Raw genomic sequence first — 23,348 nt, 5'->3', positions numbered from 1 at the left:
AGGTCCTGGGGGAGGGGCGGGCCCCACCCCCAGGACCTCTTCGGATCAGCGGTGCTCGCGTACCCGCACCACCCGCAGCTCCGGCGAGCGCGCGATGTCCTTCTCGCAGAACCGTGACGTCACCCAGCGCTCACCCGAGTACAGCCGGGTCTGGTCGCTGAAGTGCGGCGACATCGGATTCGAGGACTGGGAGTACGTCAGCAGCGTCCGGGCCACCGGGCACGTGCCGCCGTCCCAGCCGACCGCCTGGATGTAGCTGGAGCCGTCCGACACCTCGGTGTAGCCGCCTGCCGCCGCGTTCCACCGGGGCTCCGTCTTGTTCCAGATGCCCAGCGACTCCGTACCGCCGCCGATCGGGATGCGCTGGTCGCCGCGTACGACGAACTGGTGATCGCCCAGCGGGGCGTCCAGGGCGATGCCCGCCGCCCGCAGCTCCGCCACGGTGTCGGCGAGCGCCGCCGTCACCCCGGGAGCCGAGGTGGTGAGGGTGTTCGGGGTCCGCACCGGATCGGCGGGGCTGTACGGCACCTTCCACAGCTGGGCGGCGGGCACCTTCGCCGCCCGGCGCCAGAAGCGGTCGAAGAGCAGTGCGCCCCGGCTGTCGGTGTCCACGCTCCGGTCCCAGCGCCGCAGCACCGGACACGCCGCCGACACATCGACCGGTGAACCGTCGCTGCCCACCGCGGTGCCGCCCGGCAGCGCCGAGCAGGCCGCCGCCATGTCGGCTGCCGCCAGGTCACCGGCGGGCGCGCGGTTCGCGAACTGCTGGCGCTGCAGGTCCGCGACGCGGAGCCGCCCCCGCTCCGCCATCGCCGACACGTCCTCGATCGCCCCGCGCGTACGCATCGAGCGGTTCGTGCCGATGGTGCCGAAGACCCGCTCGTAGCCCGTCAGCGGCCGCGCGGCATTCGTCAGCCAGGCGCTGTCGTTGGAGTTCTCGACGTACGGGGTGTCCTTCAGGGTCGGCATCCGGCTCGGGCCGAAGATGCCCGGCTGCAACGCGTCCGGGTCCGACCCCGGCGCGCAGTCGCTCTTCGAACCGTCCAGCACCGCGAGCCCGGACGAGGGGTAGGTGGCGCGGCCCAGCGGGGTCGAGCAGCGCTCGGCCAGCTCGTCCGTGATCCTCGGCAGGACCTGCGACTGGGAGAAGAAGGAGTGCCCGGCGGAGTCGGCGGCGATCGTGTTCACCCAGGGCAGGCCCTGGGTACGTCGCAGCGCGTCCTGGATACCTGCGGTGCCGCGCGCCTTGCTGAAACCCAGCGCGGTGTCGGACGCCCGCAGATTCACCGCGTTCGGGTCGTTGAGCGCGTACGCGGTGCTCGCCGTCCACGGCAGCGGCAGCCCGGCGCCGAGCGAGGTGACGACCGGCCCGAACCGGGTCCACCACTGGGTGCGCGTCACCGCGGCGGCGCCCTTCACCGGCACCGACACCGTGCGCTTCGTCATCCGCTCCGGTACGCCGTCCACCAGATACGCCGTCGGGTCGGCCGGATCCAGGGTGAGCTGATGCAGATTGAGCGTGACCCCCGTGGCGACCGTATGGCTCCACGCGACGTTCGCGTTGTGCCCGATCGACATCGTCGTCGAGCCGAGCAGCGAGCCGCCGGAGACGTTCAGTTCGCCGGGAATCGTCTGCTGCGACTGCCAGAACCTGCGTCCGCCCTGCCACGGGTAGTGCGGGTTGCCGAGGAGCAGTCCGCGCCCGTTCGCCGTGGTGGTCCCGTTGAACGCGACGGCGTTGGACCCCATGTCCGCGTTCTGCGTGGACAGCAGGCGCTCGGCCGCCTCCGCGGCCTCACCCGGTGTCACTCCCGGCTGCGCCGGTGCGGCGGACGGCGGCTGCGCGGCCGTGATGCCGTCGATGCCGCGGCCCTGCCCGCCGAGCACCGAGAGCGCGAAGGCCCGGACCGCCACGTCCAGCGCGGTGACGGGCCGTACCCAGGAGGCGCCGCGGCACGCCGGATCGGTGATCCGGTTCTGCTTGATCCACGCGTTGTACCCGGCCGCGAAACCGCGCATCGACTCCTTCGCGTCACGGCTCGGCCCCGCCGGTGCGGGGACTTCCAGCAGCTTCTCGACGGTGCGGCTCTCGCGTACCCCGCGGAAGTACAGATCGCTGGACAGGTTCTTCGTCGCCGAGGACAGCGAACCGTCCGGTGCCGCGTCCGCGCCGAGGTAGCGGGACCGTTCGCCGCGCACCGTGAGGAACCCGTCGGCCAGGGTGCACACCTGATCGGCCGCCTGCGCCCAGCCGTTGCCGAAGCCCAGCTGCGCGTAGTCCTTCGCCACGATGTGCGGGATGCCGTACTCGGTGTACCGGATGACGGCGGAGAGACCGCCGCCGGACGGATGCCGTTCGTGCGGGGTGCCGGCGGTGGCCGACGGCAGCGACGCCGACACGCTGAACAGCGCGAGACCGGCGACCGCGGTCATTCTCAGTCGGTTACGGAGGGACAAGGCTTCTCCCAACTGTGCGGGCGGGAAAGAGGGTTGCCCGAGTGTCCGGGCGGCCTCGCGCCACTCAGCCAGCAGACCCGTGCGCCTGTCAACCGGTTGATCGCTATCCAGCCTCTTGACCACCCGGACGTGTCCGCTCAGGATCACGCCATGACAGGTGTACGAAGCAGCACAGTCGACGGTGTCGTGACCCGCAGCGCACGGCGGACCCCCGGACGGACCGCCGTCCGCTACGCCGGGCGGATCTGGACCTACCGGTCCCTGGACACCGCGATCAGTACCGCGGCAGCCGTCCTGACGGACGAGCACGGCCTGCGCCCCGGCGACCGGGTCGCCTCCTACGCCCATAACTCCGATGTGTACCTGATCGCCTTCCTGGCCTGCGCCCGCGCCGGGTTCGTCCATGTGCCGGTCAACCAGAACCTCACCGGCGAGGACCTGACCTACCTGCTCGACCAGTCCGGCAGCTCCCTCGTCCTCACCGACCCGGACCTGGCCGGGCGGCTCCCGGCCGGACGTCCGGTCCGCACACTGCGCGACGCGCCGGACAGCCTGCTCGACGCGCTGGACACCGCCAGGCCCTTCGTCCCCGAGTGCGCCCCCGGCGCCGATGACCTGGTGCAGCTGCTCTACACCTCCGGAACCACGGCCCTGCCCAAGGGCGCGATGATGACGCACGGGGCGCTCGTCCATGAGTACGTCAGCGCGATCACCGCGCTCGGCCTGACGGCCGGGGACCGGCCCGTGCACTCCCTGCCGCTGTACCACTCCGCCCAGATGCATGTGTTCCTGCTGCCGTACCTCGCGGTCGGCGCCGAGAACACCATCATCGACACCCCGGACGCCGACCGGATCTTCGACCTGGTGGAAGCCGGGCAGGCGGACAGCCTCTTCGCCCCGCCGACCGTCTGGATCGGACTCTCCCATCACCCGGACTTCGCCACCCGTGACCTCGGCGCCCTGCGCAAGGCGTACTACGGGGCGTCGATCATGCCGGTGCCGGTCCTGGAACGCCTCCGCGAGCGGCTGCCGGAGCTGGCCTTCCACAACTGTTTCGGACAGAGCGAGATCGGGCCGCTCGCCCTCGTCCTCGGACCCGGCGAGCACGAGGGCCGGATGGACTCCTGCGGCCGGCCCGTCCTCTTCGTCGAGGCGCGCGTCGTCGACGAGGACGGCAAGGAGGTCCCCGACGGCACGGCGGGCGAAGTGGTCTACCGGTCCCCGCAACTGTGCCAGGGCTACTGGGAGAAGCCCGAGGAGACCGCGGAGGCATTCCGCGACGGCTGGTTCCACTCCGGCGACCTCGCGGTGCGCGACCCGGAAGGGTTCTTCACGGTCGTCGACCGGGTGAAGGACGTCATCAACTCCGGCGGGGTGCTCGTCGCCTCGCGCCAGGTCGAGGACGCGCTCTACACCCATCCGGCGGTCGCCGAGACCGCCGTGATCGGGCTGCCCGACGAGCGCTGGATCGAAGCCGTCACCGCCGTCGTCGTGCTGCGCGGGTCCGCGACCGACACCGAACTGATCGATCACGCCCGCGAGAAGCTCCCCCACTTCAAGGCCCCGAAACGGGTCCTGTTCGTGGACGAACTCCCGCGCAACGCCAGCGGGAAGATCCTCAAGAGGGAGCTGCGGGACCGGTTCGCCACCGGCCGGCCGTAGCGGAGAGCCCGGCGGACCACGGCCGGGCATCCGGCGCCGTACGCCCGTTCGCCGTCCGCCGGGCGATTCCTCCACCGCGGCCGTCCCCGCGCCGGTGACCTGCGTAAACGATCACGCGGAAGCCGTCGCTGCGGCTGACCGAGTGACACCTGCGGCGATGGGTCATGTTGCGGAGGTGACGGGGTGTCGGTTGCCTCGGAGACGGAGCACAGCAGAGGCGCCGCGCAGACAGGCCGGACCCTGCTCCCGTTGGAGGATCCTCATGCGCAACACACGCGTCGGTACGGGAATCGGCCTGGTCGTCGGTGTCCTCGCAGTGTCGGTGCCGGTGGCCGTCGCCGCCGACACCCCCGCCGGTGACCGGGCGGTCAGCATCAGCCCCAGGAACGTCTCCCCGGGGTCCACGGTCACCGTCAGCACCCGGGCCTGCGGCAAGGAGACCTACGGCAAGGGCACCTCGGAGCTCGGCGGGGAGTTCCATCTCTTCGCCGGTGACAGCAAGGGCGAGCTCGTCGGCCAGTTCGAGATCCCGCGCGGGGCCGAGCCGGGCAGCGACACCGTCACCGTCAAGTGCCCGCCCCGGATCAAGCTGACGGATACGTACGAGGTCACCGGCCGGACACCGAGCGGCTCGGTCGCCGCCGGCTTCGGATCGCCCACCGACCAGGGCACCCAGCTCGCCGTGGGAGGTGTGCTGCTCGCCGGAGCGGTCGGCGGCGGGGTGATCAGGATGCGCCGCCGGATGAGCGGTGCCGGTGCCCGGAGCTGACGGCCCGCCACGCCGCACAGCCGCACGGGCCCCGGGCACCGCATCGGTCCTGGGGCCCGGTCCGTATCACCGGTCCGCCGGTACGGACCCCACATCCCCCGTAGCGAGGCAGAGGCAGGCTCAGACGCGATGGAAACCGGGCGCAAGACCAGCGAATCCCCGCACTCGTTCACCCCTTCGGTCAAGCATCTCGTCTGGGCCCTGCTGGCGGGTACCGTGCTGGTGATCAGCGGGACCCGCGACAACGAGCCGCCGCAGCCCTCGGCCGCCCAGGCGTTCGCCACCCCGTCGGCCGCCCCCTCGGCCACGGCCACGGCGACGCCCTCGGCCATTTTCCCGGCCGCACCGAGGAGTACCGGCCCCGTGCGAGCCGCCCCTGGAACGTCCCCGGCGCCCGCCGCTCCTGGACACGCCGGTCCGGCCGCACCCCCCACGGTCCGGCCGGTGTGGCCGCCGATGGCCACGACCTACTTCGCCCCCGTACCGCGCACGGAGCCCGCCCGCACGGAGCCCGCCCGCACAGTGCCTGCCCGCACGGTGCCCGCCCGCACCGCGCCGGTCGCGGCCCCCGCCGTCGGGCCATTGCCCCCGTCGGATCCGGTGCGGCTGCGGATCCCCGCCCTCCGCGTCGACGCCCCCATGACGAGGCTGGGCCTCGACGCGGCGGGTGCGCTGCGGCCACCGCCCGACGACAATCCGCTGCTCGCCGGGTGGTACGGGGAGGGCACGTCCCCCGGCTCGACGGGGACAGCCATCACCGCCGGGCACGTGGACACGCGCCTCGGCCCCGGTGTCTTCCAGAAGCTCGGGCTGCTGACCAAGGGCGCCACCGTCGAGATCGTCCGGGCGGACCGGCGGACGGCCGTGTTCACCGTCGACGCCGTGGAGGTGTACGACAAGAAGGGGTTCCCGGACAAGAAGGTCTACAGCCACTCCGAACGCCCCGAGCTGCGAGTGATCACCTGTGGCGGAAGCTACTCCAAGAAGACCGGCTACCGGAGCAACGTCGTGGTCTACGCGACGCTGACCGCCGTAAGAAGCTGATCGCACCCGAGGCACTGATCGCACCCGAGGCACTGATCGTGCCCGAGGCGCTGATCGTGCCCGAGGCGCTGACCGCACCGGGGCGCCGACCGTGCCCGGTTCAGCCGGCGTCCCGGAGGTCGATGATCCGCTTGATCTTGCCGACCGAGCGCTCCAATGACTCGGGGTCCACGATCTCGACCCCGACCGAGACCCCGATGCAGTCCTTCACCGCCGCCGTGATGGACAGCGCGGCGGCGGCCCGCTCCGCCGTCGTGGCATCGGCCCGCGCCTCCGCCCGTACCGTCAGCGCGTCGAGCCGCCCCTGCCGGGTCAGCCGCAGCTGGAAATGGGGCGCCACGCCTGGCGTACGCAGCACGATCTCCTCGATCTGGGTCGGGAAGAGGTTCACCCCGCGCAGGATCACCAGGTCGTCGCTGCGCCCGGTGACCTTCTCCATCCGCCGGAAGACCCGGGCCGTGCCGGGCAGCAGCCGGGTCAGATCCCGCGTGCGGTAGCGGATCACCGGCATGGCCTCCTTGGTGAGCGAGGTGAAGACCAGTTCGCCCTCCTCCCCTTCCGGCAGGACCTCGCCGGTGAACGGGTCGACGACCTCCGGATAGAAGTGGTCCTCCCAGATGTGCAGCCCGTCCTTCGTCTCCACGCACTCCTGCGCGACGCCGGGGCCCATCACCTCGGAGAGCCCGTAGATGTCGACCGCGTCGATCGCGAACCGCTCCTCGATCTCGCGCCGCATCTCCTCGGTCCACGGCTCGGCCCCGAAGATCCCGACCTTCAGCGCGGTCGTCCGCGGATCGACGCCCTGGCGCTCGAACTCGTCCAGGAGCGTCAGCATGTACGACGGCGTGATCATGATGATCTCGGGCCGGAAGTCCTGGATCAGCCGCACCTGCCGGGCCGTCATGCCGCCGGACGCGGGGATGACCGTGCAGCCGAGCCGCTCCGCGCCGTAGTGCGCCCCGAGACCGCCGGTGAACAGCCCGTATCCGTACGCCACATGAACCTTGTGCCCCGGACGGCCCCCGGCGGCCCGGATCGACCGGGCGACCACGTCCGCCCAGATGTCCAGGTCACGGTCGGTGTACCCGACCACGGTGGGCAGGCCGGTGGTCCCGCTGGACGCGTGGATGCGCCGGACCCGGTCCTGTGGCACGGCGAACATCCCGAAGGGGTAGTTGTCCCGCAGGTCCGCCTTGGTGGTGAAGGGGAAGCGGGCGAGATCGGCGAGCGTACGGCAGTCCTCGGGCCGCAGACCGGCCGTGTCGAAGGCCGCACGGTAGAAGGGCACGTTCTCGTACGCATGGCGGAGCGTGGCGCGCAGCCGCTCCAGTTGCAGCGTCTCCAGCTCGTCGCGGCCGAGTCGTTCCGCTGCGTCCAGCAGGGCCGTCATGCGCGTGTTCCTCTCCCCGGGCGGGCGACCGATCATTCGGTCGATCTTCCTGGGAGCAGTAATTCAGGATGCCGCGACCATGGCAAGGGGGGTGCACGGTGGATGACCGGCCGACGCTCCGGCGGCGCCAAGGGCGTGTTGCTGATGGAGGCGAAGCGCACCGCGATGCGGTTTCCGGGGGCGCGATCGCGACAGCGGCCGGTTCGGGCTCGCCCGAACCGGCACTCCGCGCCGAGGAGGCCGCCGTCCTGCTCCTGGCTGCCAACCGATCCGCCGCGTACGCCGGTTCGGGCGAGAGCGATCAGGTCCTGTACAGAACGGAGTCGAGGACCTCGTGCAGGGTCGCCTCCGGGTCCGGCACGGGGCCCGGAGACCGCCAGGCCACGAAGCCGTCGGGGCGCACCAGGACGGCACCTTCCGCGGTGACGCCGTGTGCCTGGGCCCAGTCGGTCCCGTCCTCGGTCTTGAGATCGGAGCCCGTTCCCGCCCCGATGCCGAGGGCGTCCAGGGAGACGGACAGCCGGCCGGCGACCCGCGCGGCAGCGGCGCGCCACGCCGTGTCCCCGGCATCGCTCAGCAGTACGAAGGACCGTTCGTAGAGATCGAGGGTGGACACCCGCTCGCCGGCCCGGCGCACCCACAGATGCGGTGCCCGCGACCCGGGTTCCCCCGCCAGCCGCATGCCCTCGGGCACCACCGGACCGTCGGGGTCCGCGTCCACCACGGCACCGTGGACATAGCGGTAGCCCAGTACGACCGGAAGCATCCCGCCCTTCCTTCCGCCGCCGGGACCGCCGGCGTCCGGTCCGCCCGCGTCCGGTGTGGGTGCGTAGCCGGGGTGGCTGTGCTCTCCCGAGCGGGCCGAGGCGCGTGCGCTGGTCGCCCTCGCCACGGGCAGGCGCTCCGTGCCGTAGGTCTCCAGCAGTCCGGGTCCCGCCGAGCCGTCGAGCACCGCGGCCAGCTTCCAGGCGAGGTTGTGCGCGTCCTGGATACCCGTGTTGGAGCCGAACGCGCCGGTGGGGGACATCTCGTGGGCCGAGTCCCCGGCGAGGAAGACCCGCCCGGACACATACCGCTCGGCGACCCGCTCGGCGGCGTGCCACGGCGCCTTGCCGGTGATCTCCACATCGAGACCGGGGTCGCCGATCGCCCGGCGGATGTGCTCGGCGCACCGCTCGTCGGTGAAGTCCTCCAGCGTCTCGCCCCGGTCGGGGTGCCAGGGCGCGTGGAAGACCCAGCTCTCCTCGTTGTCCACCGGCAGCAGCGCACCGTCCGCCTCGGGGTTGGTCAGATAGCAGACGATGAAGCGCCGCTCGCCCACCACCGCGGCGAGCCGCCGGGACCTGAAGGTCACGCTCACGTTGTGGAAGAGGTCACCGGGACCCGACTGGCCGATACGCAACTGCTCCCGGATCGGGCTGCGCGGCCCGTCGGCCGCGATGAGGTAGTCCGCGCGCACGATGGTGTGCTCACCGCTCTCGCGGTTCTTCACCACCGCGGTGACCCCTGAACCGTCCTGGACGAAGGACATCATCTCGCTGGAGAACCGCAGGTCACCGCCCTGTTCGCGGGCGTGGTCCAGCAGCACCGGTTCGAGGTCGTTCTGGCTGCACAGGCACCAGCCGCTCGGGCTGAAGCGGGCGAGCGCGCCACCGGGGTCGATCTCCTTGAACAGCCACTCCTCCTCGCCGCCGGTCAGCGAGAACGCCTGCAGGATGCCGTGGTTGTCGGCGAGGACGGAAGCGGCGTCCCGGATCAGCGGCTCCGCGCCGGCGACCCGGAAGACCTCCATCGTGCGCACGTTGTTGCCCCGCCCACGTGGATGGGTCGAGGTGGCCGCGTGTTTCTCGACCAGCACGTGCTCGACGCCGAGCCGTCCCAGGAAGAGTGAGGCGGACAGGCCCACCAGGGAGCCGCCCACGATGAGGACTGGTACGCGGAGGTCGACGTTCTCGTTCATCAGTTGATTGCTCCAGCTCGGACGCCGTGCGGATGCAGGTTCCATGCCCTTGTTCCGAGCGGTTCGGACGTCGGCTCACCTGAACGGTTCATAAATCTCGCACCAGCCGTACCAGCGTTCCAGGATCAGTGGGAGAACGATGCCCGCGATGCGCGGGTGGATGGCACACACCAGCGGTCGGGCGGGGCCCCGCGCTGAAACTCCACTGGACATCGACGGTTGACGCAGGGCCACGGAGGTGGCCGCCGCACCGTCTCGAAGGAGAGCGAAAGATGACCACCCTCTCGGAACGGATATCACAGTCCGCCTTCGACGGTTCAAGGCTCAGGGTCGTGCTGCTGCTGGATCTGCACGACGGAGCGCAGAAGCAGTTCCTGGAGGCGTACGAGCACCTGCGCAACCAGGTGGCATCCGTCCCCGGACACATCAGCGACCAGCTGTGCCAGTCCATCGAGAACCCCTCGCAGTGGCTCATCACCAGCGAATGGGAGAGCGCACCGCCCTTCCTCGCCTGGGTGAACAGCGAGGAGCACGTCGAGACGGTCCAGCCGCTGCACGGCTGCGTACGCGACACCCGGTCCCTGCGCTTCAGCATCCTGCGCGAGACCAGCAAAACCGTCGTTGCCGCTCCCGAGCCGGCCAAGGGACGCCTCCAGTCCGCGCCCCGCCTGGGCGACGGAGTGGTACGCCACGCCCTCACGTTCACCGTGAAGCCCGGCAGCGAGGACGCGGTCGCCAAGATCCTGGCCGACTACGACTCCCCGAGGGCACGCGTCGACGAGACCACCCGACTGCGCCGTACCTCCCTCTTCATGCACGGCAACCGTGTCGTACGGGCCGTGGAGGTCGAGGGCGACCTGCTGGCGGCGCTGCGCCATGTGTCCCGCCAGCCCGAGGTCAGGGCCGTCGAGGAAGCGATCAATCCCTATCTGGAGCAGGACCGCGACCTCAGCGATCCCGACTCCGCCCGGATGTTCTTCACCCGGGCGGCCCTGCCGACCGTGCACCACGTGACGGCGGGCCGGCAGAAGCCCGAGGACGTCCGGCGGCACGCGCTGTTCTACCAGGCCAAGGACGGCTGTGGCATGGCACTGGCCCGGCTCCTGGCCGGGCAGGACGAGGAAGCCGCCGACGACCACGCGAGCCCCATCGACAGCAGCACCATCTTCCAGCGCGACGACGTCGTCGTCCGGCTCCTGGAAGTGGGCGGCCCGCTCGACGCGCGGCCCGCGCAGGCACTCGGGATCGAGGGCCTGCGCAAGGCGGCCGTGCTGGGGCGTCTCCTGGACGGCGGCGCGAACGCCGTGCCGACGAACGACGAGGAGGCCGCGCGCTTCCTCGCCCGGTCCGAAATGCGTCTGATCACCGATCGACGGGCCACGGAGTCCTGACCGACGTACCGGCAACGCAACGGCAACTCCGGGGAATGCCCCCGGTGTTGCCCGCCCAACACGCACAAAGCGCCTGGAGGAGAGCATTCATGACCACGTTCCGGCCTCGCATCGTCGACCTCAGCGAGACGCAGCCCAACCGCAGGCGCGGAGGCGACCTGCGCGCCATGCTCACCCCCACGGCGGTGGGCGCCACCAGCGGCTTCATGGGCCTGGCCCTGATCCAGCCGGGCGATCGCATCGGCGAGCACTACCACCCGTACTCCGAGGAGTTCGTGTACGTCGTGCACGGCCTGCTGGAGGTGGACCTCGACGGTGAACCGCACTCCATGCGGGCCGACCAGGGACTGCTGATCCCCCCGCATGTGCGGCACCGCTTCCGCAACGTGGGCGACGTGGAGGCGCGCATGGTCTTCCACCTCGGCCCGCTCGCGCCGCGCCCCGAACTCGGGCACGTGGACACCGAGGACACCGGCGCGGTCGACGGCAGGTCCGAAGAGCGGGGAGCGCCGCCAGAACGAACCGGGGCGGCTTCATGAACCGGCGCGTGGCGGTCACCGGAGTCGGCGTCGTGGCCCCCGGTGGGATCGGCGCGCAGGCATTCTGGGACCTCCTGGCGGCCGGCCGCACCGCGACGCGCGGCATCACGCTCTTCGACCCGACGGGCTTCCGCTCCCGGATCGCCGCCGAGTGCGACTTCGATCCCGTCGCGCACGGACTGGACGAGGAAGAGATCGCCCGCTCGGACCGGTACGTCCAGTTCGCGCTGGTGGCCGCCGCGGAGGCGCTCGGCGACGCCGGACTGGACCCCCAGAAGGGCGATCCCTGGCGTATCGGGGTCTCGATGGGCACCGCGGTCGGCGGCACCACCCGCCTCGAACACGACTACGTCGCCGTCAGCGAGTCCGGCGCGCGCTGGGACGTCGACCCCCGTCCGGCGGGCCGGCATCTGGAGCGGGCCTTCTCGCCCAGTTCCCTCGCCTCCGCGGTGGCCGAACAGGTCGGTGCGCACGGCCCGGTGCAGACCGTCTCGACGGGCTGCACCTCCGGCCTCGACGCCATCGGATACGCCTTCCACGCCGTCGAGGAGGGCCGCGTCGACGTGTGCCTCGCCGGGGCGTCCGACTCGCCGATCACCCCCATCACGGTGGCCTGCTTCGACGCCATCAAGGCGACCTCGGCGAACAACGACGACCCGGAGCACGCCTCCCGGCCGTTCGACGCGGGCCGGGACGGTTTCGTGATGGGCGAGGGCGGAGCCGTACTCGTCCTGGAGGAGCTGGAACACGCCCGCGCCCGTGGTGCGACCGTGTACTGCGAGATCGTCGGCTACGCCACCTTCGGCAACGCCTACCACATGACCGGGCTGACTCCCGAGGGGCTGGAGATGGCCCGCGCCATCGACACGGCCCTCGGCCACGCCCGGATCGACGGCTCACGGATCGACTACGTCAACGCGCACGGCTCGGGCACCAAGCAGAACGACCGGCACGAGACGGCCGCGGTGAAACGGGCCCTGGGCTCCCACGCCTACAAGGTGCCGATGAGTTCCATCAAGTCCATGGTCGGGCACTCGCTCGGCGCCATCGGGGCGATAGAGATAGCGGCCTGTGTGCTGGCCCTGGTCCATCAGACGGTGCCCCCGACGGCGAACTACGAGACGCCGGACCCCGAGTGCGACCTCGACTACGTGCCGCGCGTCGCGCGTCCCATGAAACTGCGCAGCGTTCTCTCGGTCGGCAGCGGGTTCGGCGGATTCCAGTCCGCGGTGGCCCTGACCCGATCCGGAGGGAGGACCCCATGAACACCTCACAGGCACGGCGGCCGGTCGTCACCGGCATCGGCGTCGTGGCCCCCAACGGAACAGGCGCCGGCGCCTTCTGGAAGACGACGCAGGAAGGCGTCAGCGTGCTGGACCGGGTGTCGCGCGAGGGTTGCGAGCACCTGCCGCTGCGGGTCGCGGGCGAGGTCCGGGACTTCGATCCGGTGGCCCTCGTCGAAGAGCGGTACCTGGTGCAGACCGACCGGTTCACACACTTCGCGATGGTCGCGGCCGACCTCGCCCTGGACGACGCCCGGCTCGGCCGGGCCGACTACGAGGACGCGCCGTACGGCGTGGGCGTGGTGACCGCGGCCGGCTCCGGCGGAGGGGAGTTCGGGCAGCGCGAGCTGCAACGGCTGTGGGGCCAGGGCTCCCGCTATGTCGGCCCCTACCAGTCGATCGCCTGGTTCTACGCCGCCAGCACGGGGCAGATCTCGATCCGCGGCGGCTTCAAGGGGCCGTGCGCGGTCGTCGCCAGCGACGAGGCCGGTGGTCTGGACGCGCTCATGCACGCGGCCCGGTCCATCCACCGCGGCACGGACGCCGTCGTCGTCGGTGCGGCCGAGGCACCCCTGGCCCCGTACTCGGTCGTCTGCCAGCTCGGCTACGAGGACCTCAGCACCTGCGAGGACCCGGCGCGCGCCTACCGTCCGTTCACCGCGGACGCCTGCGGGTTCGTGCCCGCCGAGGGCGGTGCCATGCTCGTGGTCGAGGACGAGACGGTGGCCCTCGCCCGCGGAGCCCGGGTCCGGGCCGAACTGGCCGGTCACGCCGCGACGTTCACCGGCGCGTCCCGCTGGGAGCAGTCCCGGGACGGCCTGGCGCGGGCGATCGGCGACGCGCTGGCGGAGGCCGGCTGCGCACCCGAGGAGATCGACGTCGTCTTCGCGGACGCGCTCGGCGTACCGGCGGCCGACCGCGCCGAGGCCCTGGCCATCGCCGATGCCCTGGGCGCGCACGGACGGCGCGTACCGGTGACGGCGCCCAAGACCGGCATCGGGCGCGCCTACTGTGGCGCGCCCGTGCTGGACACGGCCGCCGCGGTGCTGGCCATGGAGCACGGCCTGATCCCGCCCACTCCCAACGTCTTCGATGTGTGCCACGACCTCGATGTGGTCACCGGCCGCGCACGCCCCGCGGAACTGCGGACGGCGCTGGTGCTGAGCCGGGGGCTCATGGGGTCGAACGCGGCGCTGGTGCTGCGACACCTCGACGGTCCCCTCGCATGAGAAGGAGAAGCCACTGATGACCACTCAACTGACCTACGAGGAACTCGCCGTGCTGATGAAGAACGGCGCCGGCCTCACCGTCGACCCCCAGGAGATGGAGAGCCGGCCGGCCGCCGTCTTCGACGAGTTCGGTCTCGACTCGCTCGGTCTCCTGGGCATCGTCGCCGCGCTGGAGAACCGGTACGGCGTACCGCTGCCGGCCGACGCCGACCGGTGCACCTCGCCCCGGGAGTTCCTCGACCTCGTCAACAGCAGCCTCGTGACAGGAGCCTGAAGTGTCCGGACACACCGAGAACGACATCACCATCGCCGCCCCCCTGGACCTTGTCTGGGACGTGACGAACAACCTGGAGGAATGGCCGCGGCTGTTCAGCGAGTACGCGGCGGTCGAGGTGATCGAGCGGAAGGGCGAGAAGACGACCTTCCGGCTGACCATGCACCCCGACGACAACGGGAAGGTCTGGAGCTGGGTCTCGGAGCGGACCACCGACCGGGCCGGGCGCAACGTCGTGGCCCGCCGCGTCGAGCCGGGCCCGTTCCAGCACATGGACATCCGGTGGGAGTACTCCGAGGTCCCCGGCGGCACGAAGATGCACTGGAAGCAGGACTTCGCGATGCGGCCCGACGCGCCGGTCGACGACGAGTGGATGACCGACAACATCAACCGCAACTCCCGCGTCCAGATGGAACTCATCCGGGACAAGATCGAGCAGCGTGACCGGGAGCGGCGTGCCGCCTCGGTCACGGCAGGCTGACCTCCCGCCCGTCCACGGCCCCGCACTCCGCCGCGGCGGAGTGCGGGGCCGGCCCCAGAAAGGCACCCTTCGATGCACCACGCACTGATCGTCGCCCGTATGGCGCCGGAGTCGGCGCCGGACATCGCGGCACTGTTCTCCGCCTCCGACAACACCGAACTGCCGCACCTCGTCGGGGTCAACCGGCGCACGCTGTTCCAGTTCGGCGATGTGTATATGCACCTGATCGAATCCGACCGGCCGCCGGGCCCGGAGATCGCCAAGGTGACGCAGCACCCGGAGTTCAAGGACCTCAGCGACCGGCTGACCGCCTTCGTGAGCCCCTACCACCCGCAGACCTGGCGCGGTCCGAAGGACGCGATGGCCCAGGAGTTCTACCGGTGGCAGCGCGACGGCGCTGTCTGAGCGCACGGAAACGCCCCGGGTCCGGTGTCTGCACCGGACCCGGGGCGTTTCCGTGCGCCCGAGGGTGGTCTCACCCGGGGACGACGCATTCGAACGCGTGCAGATACGCGTTGACCGGACGGATCTCACCGATGATCAGCCCGGCATCCGACATCCGGCCGACCAGGCTTTCCCTGGAGTGCTTGGCGCCGCCGACATTGAGCAGCAGCAGCAGGTCCATGGCCGTGGTGAACCGCATGGAGGGGGTGTCGTCGACGAGGTTCTCGATGATCACGACCCGGGCGCCCGGCCTGGCCGCAGCGACCACGTTGCGCAGGGTCCTGCGGGTGCTCTCGTCGTCCCATTCGAGGATGTTCTTGATGATGTAGAGGTCGGCCTCCACGGGGATGTTCTCGCGGCAGTCACCGGCGACGATGTCCGCCCGGCCGGCGAGATCGCCGCCGTCGCGCAGCCGGTCGTCGGCCCTGGCCACCACGCCGGGCAGATCGAGCAGGGTGCCGCGGACCTCCGGGTGCTTGTCCAGCAGACTCGCGAGCACATGGCCCTGGCCGCCGCCGATGTCGGCGACCACGGACACCCCCGTCAGGTCGAGGAGTTCGGCGACGTCCAGTGCGGACTGCTTGCTGGACGTGGTCATGGCCCGGTTGAACACCTGGGCCGACTCGGCCGCGTCCTGGTGGAGGTAGTCGAAGAACCCCTTGCCGAACGCCTCGGGGAAGACGCTCGTGCCGGACCGTACCGCGTCGTCGAGCCGTGGCCAGACCTCCCAGGTCCAGGGCTCCGTGCACCACAGGGAGATGTACCGGAGGCTGTGGGGGTCGTCCTCGCGCAGCAGCCGGGACATGTCCGTGTGGACGAACGCCCCGTCCTCGGTCTCGCTGAAGATCCCGTAGCAGCACAGGGCGCGGAGCAGCCGTTGCAGCGGCAGGGTCTCGGTCTTCACCGCCTTCGCGAGGTCCGCCGCGGTGGTGGGCGATTCGCCGAGCGCGTCGGCGACGCCCAGCCGGGCGGCCGCGCGTACGGCCGCGGCGCAGGCGGCCCCGAAGGCGAGCTCCCTGAGCCGCATGGCCGGTGGCGGGCCGGGGGTGGGGGTGGGGGGCGGCGCCGGGGTGGGCGCCGGGTTGGGGCTCACGGTGGTCATACCGCCTCGATTCTCCTGGTGCGGGGGGACATGTTTCAGCACATCCCCGCGGGTTCGGAAGTCCCGCACTCATTGCGGGTGAAGGTGTTGCCCGTCCCGGTGTCCCGGTTGGCGAGGTCGGCCGGCCGGTTGTCCCGCACCACGTTGTCGCTGATGGCGTTGTCGGTGTTCGGGGCGCCCACGAAGCTCTTGAACAGGACGATGCCGCCGGAGAGCGGTGTGGCGCCCACGTTGTCCTGGACCAGGTTGTTGCGCACGACGGTGCTCTCGCTGCCGGTGAGGACGATGCCGGTTCCCTGAATGGCCGACAGCCGGGGGGTCTCGGGGCAGAACTTGTTGTTCGCGACGATGCGGTTGTCCTGCACGGTCATCGCGCCGGCCTTGGGCTTCGACTCGTCGCCCACGACGAACACGCCGCTGCAGTTGCCGGTCATGGTGTTGTCGTCGATCGCGAGGTTCCTGACCCGCCGGGCGGTGACGCCGATGCGGTTGCCGGTCAGCCGGTTGTCCCGGATGTCCGTGCCCAGTGTGTCGGTGGCCCCGTCCTCCTCGTCGACCGTGTTCGCGACGAAGATCCCGGCGTCGCCGTTGTCGCGGGCGGTGTTGCTCCGGAACGCGCCCCGGGTGGACCTCTCCTGGGCGATGCCCCAGGTGCCGTTCTTCTCGGTGGTCACCTTGTGGACGCTCAGGCGGTCGGTCCACGAGCCCCAGATGCCGCTCTTGTCGAAGCCCGAGACGGTCAGCGAGCGGATGTGGACTCCGCCGACGGGCTTCGCCGACGTACCGATGACGCAGATTCCGTTGCCGCCCTTGGCGCAGGCGTTGACGGTCGCCCCGGCCGCCGTTCCCGCGGATCCCCCGGCCGTGGTCCCCGCGGATCCCCCGGCCGTGGTCCCCGCGGATCCCCCGGCCGTGGTCCCCGGCATGATCACGGTCCGGTCCCCGGACCCGGTCAGGGTCAGGTCCGGCGTCGTGACCAGCACGCTCTCCCGGTAGGTGCCGGGCAGGACGACGACGGTGTCGCCCGGCCGCGCGGCATCCACGGCCTGCTGGATCGACTCCCCGGGACGGACCACAAGGTGGTCGTGCGCGGTGGTCGCGGAGGAGGGGAGGGCCGTGGCCAGTCCCGTCGCGGTGATGACGGCCACGGCCGCCAGACATGTGATGTTTCTTGTCCTCATGAACCGAAGGTATGGGGGATCAGCCCCCTCTGCCACACAGGGTGAGCGGATGGATACACGGGGTCCCTGAATGGCTTACTCCGGGGCCCGGCACCCCCTCGGCCGAACGGGGGTACGCGGGCCGTTCACCTCCGCCGCCCGCTCGGCTCAGCGGCCCGGCGGGGGCGCGACGACCGAGCGGGCCCACCGGTAGTCCGCCTTGCCGCTCGGTGAGCGCTGGATCCGGTCGGTGAAGACGGCGCTGCGGGGGATCTTGTAACCGGCCAGCCGGGTGCGGCAGTGCGCCTGCACCGCCGCCAGGTCCAGCGGACCGGCTCCCTCGCGCAGCTGGAGCACGGCCGCCACGCGGTTGCCCCACCTCTCGTCCGGCACCCCGGCCACCAGCACGTCGTACACATCCGGATGGGCCTTGAGCGCCTGCTCGACCTCCTCCGGATAGACCTTCTCGCCCCCGGTGTTGATGCACTGCGATCCGCGCCCGAGGACGGTGACGATGCCGTCCTCGTCGACGGTCGCCATGTCACCGAGCAGCACCCACCGCTCCTCGCCCCGGCGGAAGAACGTCTCCGCGGTCTTCCCCGGGTCGTTGTAGTAGCCGAGCGGTACGTGCCCGCGCTGTGCGATCCGCCCCGGTTCACCAGGGGCCACCGGCTCGTACGTCGCCGGATCGACCACCTCCGTACGGGAGTTGACCCGGAGGCGGAATCCCTTGTCCGGGCCCGAATCGGCCGTCGCGGTGCCGTTGAAGCCGGACTCCGACGAGCCGAAGTTGTTGAGCAGCATCACCGTCGGCACCAGTGCCTGGAACTCCGCGCGCACCGAGTCCGACATGATCGCCCCGGAACTGGAGACGGAGAACATCGACGAGCAGTCCGTGCCCCTGAGCGGCCCCCTGAGCGAGTCGATCAGCGGCCGCAGCATCGCGTCGCCGACCAGCGACACACTGGTGACCTTCTCCTTCTCGATCGTACGGAGCACCTCGTCGGGGACGAACTTGCGGTGGACGACGATCCGCTGGCCGAAGTTGAAGCCGATGAACGCGGTGAGCGTGGAGGTGCCGTGCATCAGCGGGGGAGTGGGGAAGAACGTGATCCCGTCGCCGCCCGCGGCCACCCGCTCCGCCAGCTCCTGCGGGGACTCCACCGGCTCACCGGTCGGCGCGCCGCCGCCGAGCCCGGAGAAGAACAGGTCCTCCTGGCGCCACATCACGCCCTTGGGCATGCCCGTCGTCCCACCGGTGTAGATGATGAACTGGTCGTCGCCCGAGCGCGGCGCGAACCCCCGGCCGGGGGACCCGGACGCCTCGGCGTCCGGGAACGCGACGGCTTCCGGCCCCGGGGAGCCCTCGGCGGATTCCCCCACCCGCACGAGATGGCGCAGCTTCCCGGCCTGCGGCGCGGCGATCGCGACCCGCTCGTCGAACTCGGCGTCGAAGACCAGGGCCGCCAGATCGGCATCGCGGTAGAGGTAGACCAACTCCTCTTCCACGTAGCGGTAGTTGACGTTGACCGGGACGATGCGGGCCTTGAGGCAGGCCAGCACCGTCTGGAGGTACTCGATGCCGTTGTAGAGGTGCAGGCCCAGGTGCTCACCGGGGCGGACGCCCGCGTCCGCCAGGTGGTGGGCGATCCGGTTGGCGGCGGCGTCCAGTTCCGCGTAGGTGAGCCGGCGCTCCGCGCCCGTGCCGGGATGGTCGACGTACACGAGCGCCTCGCGGTCCGGAACCACGTCGACGACCGACTCGAACAGGTCGGCAAGGTTGTACTCCACCGTTCCTCCTGACCCCGGGTGCTGAGTGACTCGGCGGTCATTAGAGCGCCGACCGGCACAAGTGGGAAGAGGCGCCGCCGAAGAAATCTGACTGACTGTCAGAAAACTATTGAACTGCGACCCCTCCTACTGCAACCTGTTCTGGATCTGGAGACGGAGGCAGGCAATGGGTGGAACGGAACATCTCGGGACGCGGCGCGAAGGCGCCACGCTGGTGCTCACCTTGAACAGGCCGGAGGCCAAGAACGCGCTCTCGCTGCCGATGCTGGTCGGGCTGTACGACGGCTGGCTCGCGGCGGACGAGGACGACTCGATCCGCTCCGTCGTGCTCACCGGCGCGGGCGGATCCTTCTGTGCCGGCATGGACCTCAAGGCCCTGGCGGGCGGGGGAATGGCGGGTGAGCAGTACCGGGACCGCCTGAAGGCCGACCCCGACCTGCACTGGAAGGCGATGCTGCGCCACCACCGCCCCCGCAAACCGGTGATCGCCGCCGTCGAGGGGCACTGCGTCGCCGGTGGCACCGAGATCCTCCAGGGCACCGACATCCGCGTCGCGGGCGCGGGCGCCACCTTCGGGCTCTTCGAGGTCCGGCGGGGGCTCTTCCCCATCGGCGGCTCGACCGTGCGGCTGCCGCGCCAGATCGCCCGTACCCACGCCCTGGAGATGCTCCTCACCGGCCGCCCGTACAGCGCGGAGGAAGCCGCCCGCATCGGTCTCGTCGGACAGGTGGTGCCCGAGGGCACCGCGCTGGCGAAGGCCCTGGAGATCGCCGAGCGGATCAACGCCTGCGGACCGCTCGCCGTGGAAGCGGTCAAAGCCTCCGTCTACGAGAGCGCGGAGATGACCGAGACCGACGGCCTCGCGGCCGAACTCGCACGCGGCTGGCCGGTCTTCGACACCGCCGACGCCAAGGAGGGCGCCCGCGCCTTCGCCGAGAAGCGCCCGCCCGTCTACCGGCGCGCCTGAGCCAAGGAGACAACCGTGCCCGAAGTCCTCAGCGCACCGCTGGTGGTCGAATTCCCCTTCACCCGCTCGCTCGGCCCCGTGCAGAGCGCCTTCCTCACCGGACTGCGTGAGCGGACCGTGCTGGGCGTACGGACCGGCGACGGAAAGGTCCTCGTCCCACCCGTCGAGTACGACCCCGTCACCGCCGAGGAGATCCGCGATCTCGTCGAGGTCGCCGCCACCGGCACCGTCACCACCTGGGCCTGGAACCCGGCGCCCCGCCGCGACCAGCCCCTGGACACCCCCTTCGCCTGGGTCCTCGTCCGGCTCGACGGCGCCGACACCGCACTGCTCCATGTCCTCGACGCCCCGGGACCCGAGGCCGTACGCACCGGGATGCGGGTCCGCGTCCGCTGGGCGGCCGACCGGACCGGCGCGATCACCGACATCGCCTGCTTCGAACCGTACGAAGGCGACGCGGACGGCGGCCGGCCGGCCCCGCACAGCGGCGAGTTCACCGACCCGGTCACCACGATCGTCACTCCGGCCCGCCTCGACTACACCTACACCCCCGGCCGGGCCCAGACCGCCTACATCAACGCCCTCGCCGAACGGCGCACCGTCGGCGAGCGCTGCCCCTCCTGCCGCAAGGTGTACGTCCCGCCCCGGGGGGCCTGCCCCACCTGCGGCGTGGCCACCGCGGAGCCGGTCGAGGTCGGCCCGCGCGGCACCGTCACCACGTACTGCGTCGTCAACATCAAGGCCGCGCACACCGCGAACCTCGGCATCGAAGTCCCGTACGTCTACGCCCATATCGCCCTCGACGGCGCCGACCTCGCCCTGCACGGACGGATCGGCGGCATCCCGTACGACCAGGTGCGGATGGGCCTGCGCGTCGAGCCCGTCTGGACCGAGGGCGGCCGCTACCCCGACCACTACCGGCCCACCGGAGAGCCCGACGCCGACTACGACACGTACAAGGAGCTGCTGTAGATGCGAGACGTGGCGATCGTCGCCTTCGCGCAGACCGGCCACCGGCGGCGCACCGACGAACTCTCCGAAGTCGACATGCTGATGCCCGTCCTCCATCAGGTGCTCGGCGAGACCGGTCTGAAGGCGCGCGACATCGGCTTCACCTGCTCGGGTTCCAGCGACTACCTCGCGGGCCGGGCCTTCTCCTTCACCATGGCGCTGGACGGCGTCGGCGCCCACCCGCCGATCTCCGAGTCGCATGTGGAGATGGACGGCGCCTGGGCCCTGTACGAAGCCTGGGTGAAACTGCAGACCGGCGAGGCCGACACGGCCCTGGTCTACGCGTACGGCAAGTCCTCGCCCGGCGAGGTCCGCGACGTCCTGACCCGGCAGCTCGACCCGTACTACGTCGCACCCCTCTGGCCGGACTCCGTGGCTCTGGCCGCCCTCCAGGCCCAGGCACTCATCGACGCGGGCGCCGCCGACGAGGCGGCCCTCGCCGAGGTCGCCGCCCGCAGTCGCACCGACGCGGCGGCCAACCCGTACGCCCAGCTCAGCGGCGACGTCCCGGCGGGCGACTATCTCGTGCGGCCCCTGCGGACCGGCGACTGCCCGCCCGTCGGCGACGGAGCCGCGGCCGTGGTCCTCGCCGTCGGGGACACTGCCCGCGCCCTGTGCGCCCGTCCCGCCTGGATCCGGGGCATCGACCACCGCATCGAGGCCCACGGCCTCGGCGTCCGGGATCTGACCGACTCCCCCTCCACCCGGCTCGCCGCCGAACGTGCGGGGGCCTTCGAACGCCCCGTCGACACCGCCGAGTTGCACGCGCCCTTCACCTCCCAGGAAGTGGTGCTCCGTAAGGCCCTGGGGCTGGGGGACGAGGTCAGCGTGAACCCCTCCGGCGGTGCGCTCGCCGCCAACCCGGTGATGGCCGCCGGTCTCGTCCGGCTCGGTGAGGCCGCCGCCCGCATCCACCGCGGCGAGTCCGACCGGGCCCTCGCCCATGCCACCTCCGGACCCTGCCTGCAACAGAACCTGGTCGCCGTCCTGGAAGGGGAGAGCACTCATGCCTAAGGAGCCCGTCGCCGTCGTCGGCATCGGCCAGACCAAGCACGTCTCCGCCCGGCACGACGTCTCCATCGCCGGACTCGTCCGTGAGGCCGCCGTAGCCGCCCTCGCCGACGCCGGTCTGACCTGGGCGGACATCGACGCCGTCGTCATCGGCAAGGCTCCCGACTTCTTCGAGGGGGTGATGATGCCGGAGCTCTATCTCGCCGACGCCCTCGGCGCGGTGGGCAAACCGATGCTCCGCGTCCACACCGCCGGATCCGTCGGCGGATCGACCGCCCTGATCGCCGCCAACCTGGTGGCCGCCCGTGTCCACCGGACCGTACTGACCCTCGCGTTCGAGAAGCAGTCCGAGTCCAACGCCATGTGGGGCCTCTCCCTGCCCATCCCCTTCCAGCAGCCACTGCTGGCCGGCGCGGGCGGCTTCTTCGCCCCGCATGTGCGCGCCTACATGCGCCGCAGCGGCGCCCCCGACACGGTCGGCTCCCTGGTCGCGTACAAGGACCGGCGCAACGCCCTCAAGAACCCGTACGCGCACCTCCACGACCCCGGCATCACCCTGGAGAAGGTCCAGGCCGCACCGATGCTCTGGGACCCCATCCGCTACTCCGAGACCTGCCCGTCCTCCGACGGCGCCTGCGCCATGATCCTCACCGACCGCGGCGGCGCGGCCCGTTCGCCGCACCCGCCCGCGTGGGTGCACGGCGGCGCCATGCGCAGCGAACCGACGCTCTTCGCGGGCAAGGACTTCGTCTCGCCGCAGGCGGGCAAGGACTGTGCCGCCGATGTGTACCGGCAGGCCGGGATCACCGACCCGCGCCGGGAGATCGACGCCGCGGAGATCTATGTGCCGTTCTCCTGGTACGAACCGATGTGGCTGGAGAACCTCGGGTTCGCCGACGAGGGGGAGGGCTGGAAACTCACCGAGTCCGGCGCCACCGAACTCGACGGCGACCTTCCCGTGAACCCCTCGGGCGGAGTCCTGTCCACCAACCCCATCGGGGCATCCGGCATGATCCGCTTCGCCGAGGCGGCCCTGCAGGTACGTGGCCGGGCGGGCGAACACCAGGTGCCGGGGGCCACCAAGGCGCTGGGCCACGCCTACGGCGGCGGGGCGCAGTTCTTCTCGATGTGGCTCGTCGGATCACAGCCGCCCGCCGGGTGAGACCGGGCGCCCGCCGGGGCGGGCGGGGCGGCCACCGCCGCGCTCTCCCGCCCCGCTGCTGCCCCGTCCTCGAAGTCCTCGAAGCCCTCGAAGCCCTCGAAGCCCTTGAAGACCCGCGGCAGCTGACGCGGCTCGCCCATTCGGTCCCCACTCCCGAACGAATGAATCCACGAACGGGCGAAGCCACGAACGAGGGAATCCCGAACGGGGACCCCCCGAAC

Annotated in this window: 21 protein-coding genes; 14 read left to right on the top strand and 7 right to left on the bottom strand. The window is 71.3% G+C overall.

Annotated elements, in window-relative coordinates; translation table 11 throughout:
• Window positions 1-45: 45 nt before the first annotated feature.
• Window positions 46-2,457: a penicillin acylase family protein gene (locus A6A29_RS40275; RefSeq protein WP_073728631.1), complete on the bottom strand. Its 2,412-nt coding sequence runs from the start codon at window positions 2,455-2,457 to the stop codon at window positions 46-48.
• A 150-nt stretch (window positions 2,458-2,607) separates the two neighbouring features.
• Between A6A29_RS40275 and A6A29_RS40270 the strand changes: the two genes are divergently transcribed.
• The 3 genes from A6A29_RS40270 (at window position 2,608) to A6A29_RS47375 (ending at window position 5,932) form a co-directional block, all read left to right on the top strand.
• The gene (locus A6A29_RS40270) at window positions 2,608-4,119 is read left to right on the top strand and encodes an acyl-CoA synthetase (RefSeq protein WP_073728629.1); all 1,512 of its coding nucleotides are present in this window, start codon (window positions 2,608-2,610) and stop codon (window positions 4,117-4,119) included.
• Window positions 4,120-4,381: 262 nt separating this feature from the next.
• Window positions 4,382-4,888, top strand: coding sequence for a sortase (locus A6A29_RS40265; RefSeq protein WP_073728627.1), 507 nt, complete (start codon window positions 4,382-4,384; stop codon window positions 4,886-4,888).
• 456 nt (window positions 4,889-5,344) lie between these two features.
• Window positions 5,345-5,932, top strand: coding sequence for a class F sortase (locus tag A6A29_RS47375; RefSeq protein ID WP_385731057.1), 588 nt, complete (start codon window positions 5,345-5,347; stop codon window positions 5,930-5,932).
• A 100-nt stretch (window positions 5,933-6,032) separates the two neighbouring features.
• On the opposite strand, the gene paaK is transcribed toward A6A29_RS47375, so the two are convergent.
• Both paaK and A6A29_RS40250 read right to left on the bottom strand, forming a co-directional pair.
• The gene (gene paaK, locus A6A29_RS40255) at window positions 6,033-7,322 is read right to left on the bottom strand and encodes a phenylacetate--CoA ligase PaaK (protein WP_073728623.1); all 1,290 of its coding nucleotides are present in this window, start codon (window positions 7,320-7,322) and stop codon (window positions 6,033-6,035) included.
• 301 nt (window positions 7,323-7,623) lie between these two features.
• Window positions 7,624-9,282 carry an FAD-dependent oxidoreductase gene (locus A6A29_RS40250; protein ID WP_073728621.1) on the bottom strand — a complete coding sequence of 553 codons (1,659 nt, stop codon included), beginning with the start codon at window positions 9,280-9,282 and terminating at the stop codon, window positions 7,624-7,626.
• 272 nt (window positions 9,283-9,554) lie between these two features.
• Between A6A29_RS40250 and A6A29_RS40245 the strand changes: the two genes are divergently transcribed.
• The 7 genes from A6A29_RS40245 to A6A29_RS40215 all read left to right on the top strand — a co-directional run bounded on the left by A6A29_RS40245 (window position 9,555) and on the right by A6A29_RS40215 (window position 14,884).
• Window positions 9,555-10,673 (top strand): TcmI family type II polyketide cyclase, encoded by a 1,119-nt coding sequence (locus tag A6A29_RS40245; protein WP_073728619.1) that lies wholly within the window; start codon window positions 9,555-9,557, stop codon window positions 10,671-10,673.
• Window positions 10,674-10,762: 89 nt separating this feature from the next.
• Window positions 10,763-11,212 (top strand): cupin domain-containing protein, encoded by a 450-nt coding sequence (locus A6A29_RS40240; protein ID WP_073728617.1) that lies wholly within the window; start codon window positions 10,763-10,765, stop codon window positions 11,210-11,212.
• Entirely contained in the window at window positions 11,209-12,477 is a 1,269-nt protein-coding gene (locus tag A6A29_RS40235; RefSeq protein WP_073728615.1) for a beta-ketoacyl-[acyl-carrier-protein] synthase family protein, read from the top strand. The genes A6A29_RS40240 and A6A29_RS40235 overlap by 4 nt, the downstream gene beginning before the upstream one ends.
• The gene (locus A6A29_RS40230; protein WP_073728613.1) at window positions 12,474-13,724 is read left to right on the top strand and encodes a ketosynthase chain-length factor; all 1,251 of its coding nucleotides are present in this window, start codon (window positions 12,474-12,476) and stop codon (window positions 13,722-13,724) included. The genes A6A29_RS40235 and A6A29_RS40230 overlap by 4 nt, the downstream gene beginning before the upstream one ends.
• A gap of 16 nt (window positions 13,725-13,740) precedes the next feature.
• Entirely contained in the window at window positions 13,741-13,998 is a 258-nt protein-coding gene (locus A6A29_RS40225) for an acyl carrier protein (protein ID WP_073728611.1), read from the top strand.
• Between the two features lies 1 nt (window position 13,999).
• Window positions 14,000-14,479: an SRPBCC family protein gene (locus A6A29_RS40220; protein WP_073728609.1), complete on the top strand. Its 480-nt coding sequence runs from the start codon at window positions 14,000-14,002 to the stop codon at window positions 14,477-14,479.
• Window positions 14,480-14,551: 72 nt separating this feature from the next.
• Window positions 14,552-14,884, top strand: a complete 333-nt coding sequence (locus A6A29_RS40215; protein WP_073728607.1) for a TcmI family type II polyketide cyclase — start codon at window positions 14,552-14,554, stop codon at window positions 14,882-14,884.
• Window positions 14,885-14,954: 70 nt separating this feature from the next.
• Here A6A29_RS40215 and A6A29_RS40210 read toward each other — a convergent pair whose 3' ends face one another.
• The 3 genes from A6A29_RS40210 to A6A29_RS40200 form a co-directional block, all read right to left on the bottom strand.
• The gene (locus A6A29_RS40210) at window positions 14,955-16,025 is read right to left on the bottom strand and encodes a methyltransferase (protein ID WP_073728605.1); all 1,071 of its coding nucleotides are present in this window, start codon (window positions 16,023-16,025) and stop codon (window positions 14,955-14,957) included.
• A 35-nt stretch (window positions 16,026-16,060) separates the two neighbouring features.
• Entirely contained in the window at window positions 16,061-17,206 is a 1,146-nt protein-coding gene (locus A6A29_RS40205; protein WP_073728603.1) for a right-handed parallel beta-helix repeat-containing protein, read from the bottom strand.
• Between the two features lie 147 nt (window positions 17,207-17,353).
• On the bottom strand, window positions 17,354-18,976 hold the full coding sequence (locus A6A29_RS40200; protein ID WP_073728602.1) for an acyl-CoA synthetase: 1,623 nt from the start codon (window positions 18,974-18,976) through the stop codon (window positions 17,354-17,356).
• Window positions 18,977-19,142: 166 nt separating this feature from the next.
• Between A6A29_RS40200 and A6A29_RS40195 the strand changes: the two genes are divergently transcribed.
• Genes A6A29_RS40195 through A6A29_RS40180 form a run of 4 tightly spaced genes read left to right on the top strand, consistent with a single transcriptional unit; the run spans window position 19,143 to window position 23,127 of the window.
• Window positions 19,143-19,943: a crotonase/enoyl-CoA hydratase family protein gene (locus tag A6A29_RS40195; RefSeq protein ID WP_073728601.1), complete on the top strand. Its 801-nt coding sequence runs from the start codon at window positions 19,143-19,145 to the stop codon at window positions 19,941-19,943.
• A 15-nt stretch (window positions 19,944-19,958) separates the two neighbouring features.
• Window positions 19,959-20,915: a Zn-ribbon domain-containing OB-fold protein gene (locus A6A29_RS40190; protein ID WP_073728600.1), complete on the top strand. Its 957-nt coding sequence runs from the start codon at window positions 19,959-19,961 to the stop codon at window positions 20,913-20,915.
• Window positions 20,916-21,968, top strand: a complete 1,053-nt coding sequence (locus A6A29_RS40185; protein WP_073728599.1) for a thiolase domain-containing protein — start codon at window positions 20,916-20,918, stop codon at window positions 21,966-21,968.
• Complete coding sequence (locus A6A29_RS40180) at window positions 21,961-23,127, top strand: thiolase domain-containing protein (RefSeq protein ID WP_073728598.1); 1,167 nt, start codon at window positions 21,961-21,963, stop codon at window positions 23,125-23,127. The genes A6A29_RS40185 and A6A29_RS40180 overlap by 8 nt, the downstream gene beginning before the upstream one ends.
• Here the strand turns inward: A6A29_RS40180 and A6A29_RS40175 are convergent.
• Window positions 23,064-23,267, bottom strand: a complete 204-nt coding sequence (locus tag A6A29_RS40175; RefSeq protein WP_073728597.1) for a hypothetical protein — start codon at window positions 23,265-23,267, stop codon at window positions 23,064-23,066. The two genes, A6A29_RS40180 and A6A29_RS40175, sit on opposite strands and share 64 nt — an antisense overlap.
• Window positions 23,268-23,348: the final 81 nt, after the last annotated feature.

It is taken from the genome of Streptomyces sp. TSRI0281 (assembly GCF_001905125.1).
Lineage (GTDB): Bacteria > Actinomycetota > Actinomycetes > Streptomycetales > Streptomycetaceae > Streptomyces.
This window is presented reverse-complemented; position numbering and strand designations above follow the sequence as displayed.

Excerpts from the sequence above, each read along its gene's own strand:
- A6A29_RS40175 (WP_073728597.1), bottom strand. The coding sequence starts at position 23,267 with ATGGGCGAGCCGCGTCAGCTGCCGCGGGTCTTCAAGGGCTTCGAGGGC.
- A6A29_RS40250 (WP_073728621.1), bottom strand. The coding sequence starts at position 9,282 with ATGAACGAGAACGTCGACCTCCGCGTACCAGTCCTCATCGTGGGCGGC.
- A6A29_RS40270 (WP_073728629.1), top strand. The coding sequence starts at position 2,608 with ATGACAGGTGTACGAAGCAGCACAGTCGACGGTGTCGTGACCCGCAGC.
- A6A29_RS40210 (WP_073728605.1), bottom strand. The coding sequence starts at position 16,025 with ATGACCACCGTGAGCCCCAACCCGGCGCCCACCCCGGCGCCGCCCCCC.
- A6A29_RS40185 (WP_073728599.1), top strand. The coding sequence starts at position 20,916 with ATGCGAGACGTGGCGATCGTCGCCTTCGCGCAGACCGGCCACCGGCGG.
- A6A29_RS40225 (WP_073728611.1), top strand. The coding sequence starts at position 13,741 with ATGACCACTCAACTGACCTACGAGGAACTCGCCGTGCTGATGAAGAAC.
- A6A29_RS40205 (WP_073728603.1), bottom strand. The coding sequence starts at position 17,206 with ATGAGGACAAGAAACATCACATGTCTGGCGGCCGTGGCCGTCATCACC.
- A6A29_RS40195 (WP_073728601.1), top strand. The coding sequence starts at position 19,143 with ATGGGTGGAACGGAACATCTCGGGACGCGGCGCGAAGGCGCCACGCTG.
- A6A29_RS40245 (WP_073728619.1), top strand. The coding sequence starts at position 9,555 with ATGACCACCCTCTCGGAACGGATATCACAGTCCGCCTTCGACGGTTCA.
- A6A29_RS47375 (WP_385731057.1), top strand. The coding sequence starts at position 5,345 with ATGGCCACGACCTACTTCGCCCCCGTACCGCGCACGGAGCCCGCCCGC.
- A6A29_RS40230 (WP_073728613.1), top strand. The coding sequence starts at position 12,474 with ATGAACACCTCACAGGCACGGCGGCCGGTCGTCACCGGCATCGGCGTC.
- A6A29_RS40265 (WP_073728627.1), top strand. The coding sequence starts at position 4,382 with ATGCGCAACACACGCGTCGGTACGGGAATCGGCCTGGTCGTCGGTGTC.
- A6A29_RS40240 (WP_073728617.1), top strand. The coding sequence starts at position 10,763 with ATGACCACGTTCCGGCCTCGCATCGTCGACCTCAGCGAGACGCAGCCC.
- A6A29_RS40235 (WP_073728615.1), top strand. The coding sequence starts at position 11,209 with ATGAACCGGCGCGTGGCGGTCACCGGAGTCGGCGTCGTGGCCCCCGGT.
- A6A29_RS40180 (WP_073728598.1), top strand. The coding sequence starts at position 21,961 with ATGCCTAAGGAGCCCGTCGCCGTCGTCGGCATCGGCCAGACCAAGCAC.
- paaK (WP_073728623.1), bottom strand. The coding sequence starts at position 7,322 with ATGACGGCCCTGCTGGACGCAGCGGAACGACTCGGCCGCGACGAGCTG.
- A6A29_RS40215 (WP_073728607.1), top strand. The coding sequence starts at position 14,552 with ATGCACCACGCACTGATCGTCGCCCGTATGGCGCCGGAGTCGGCGCCG.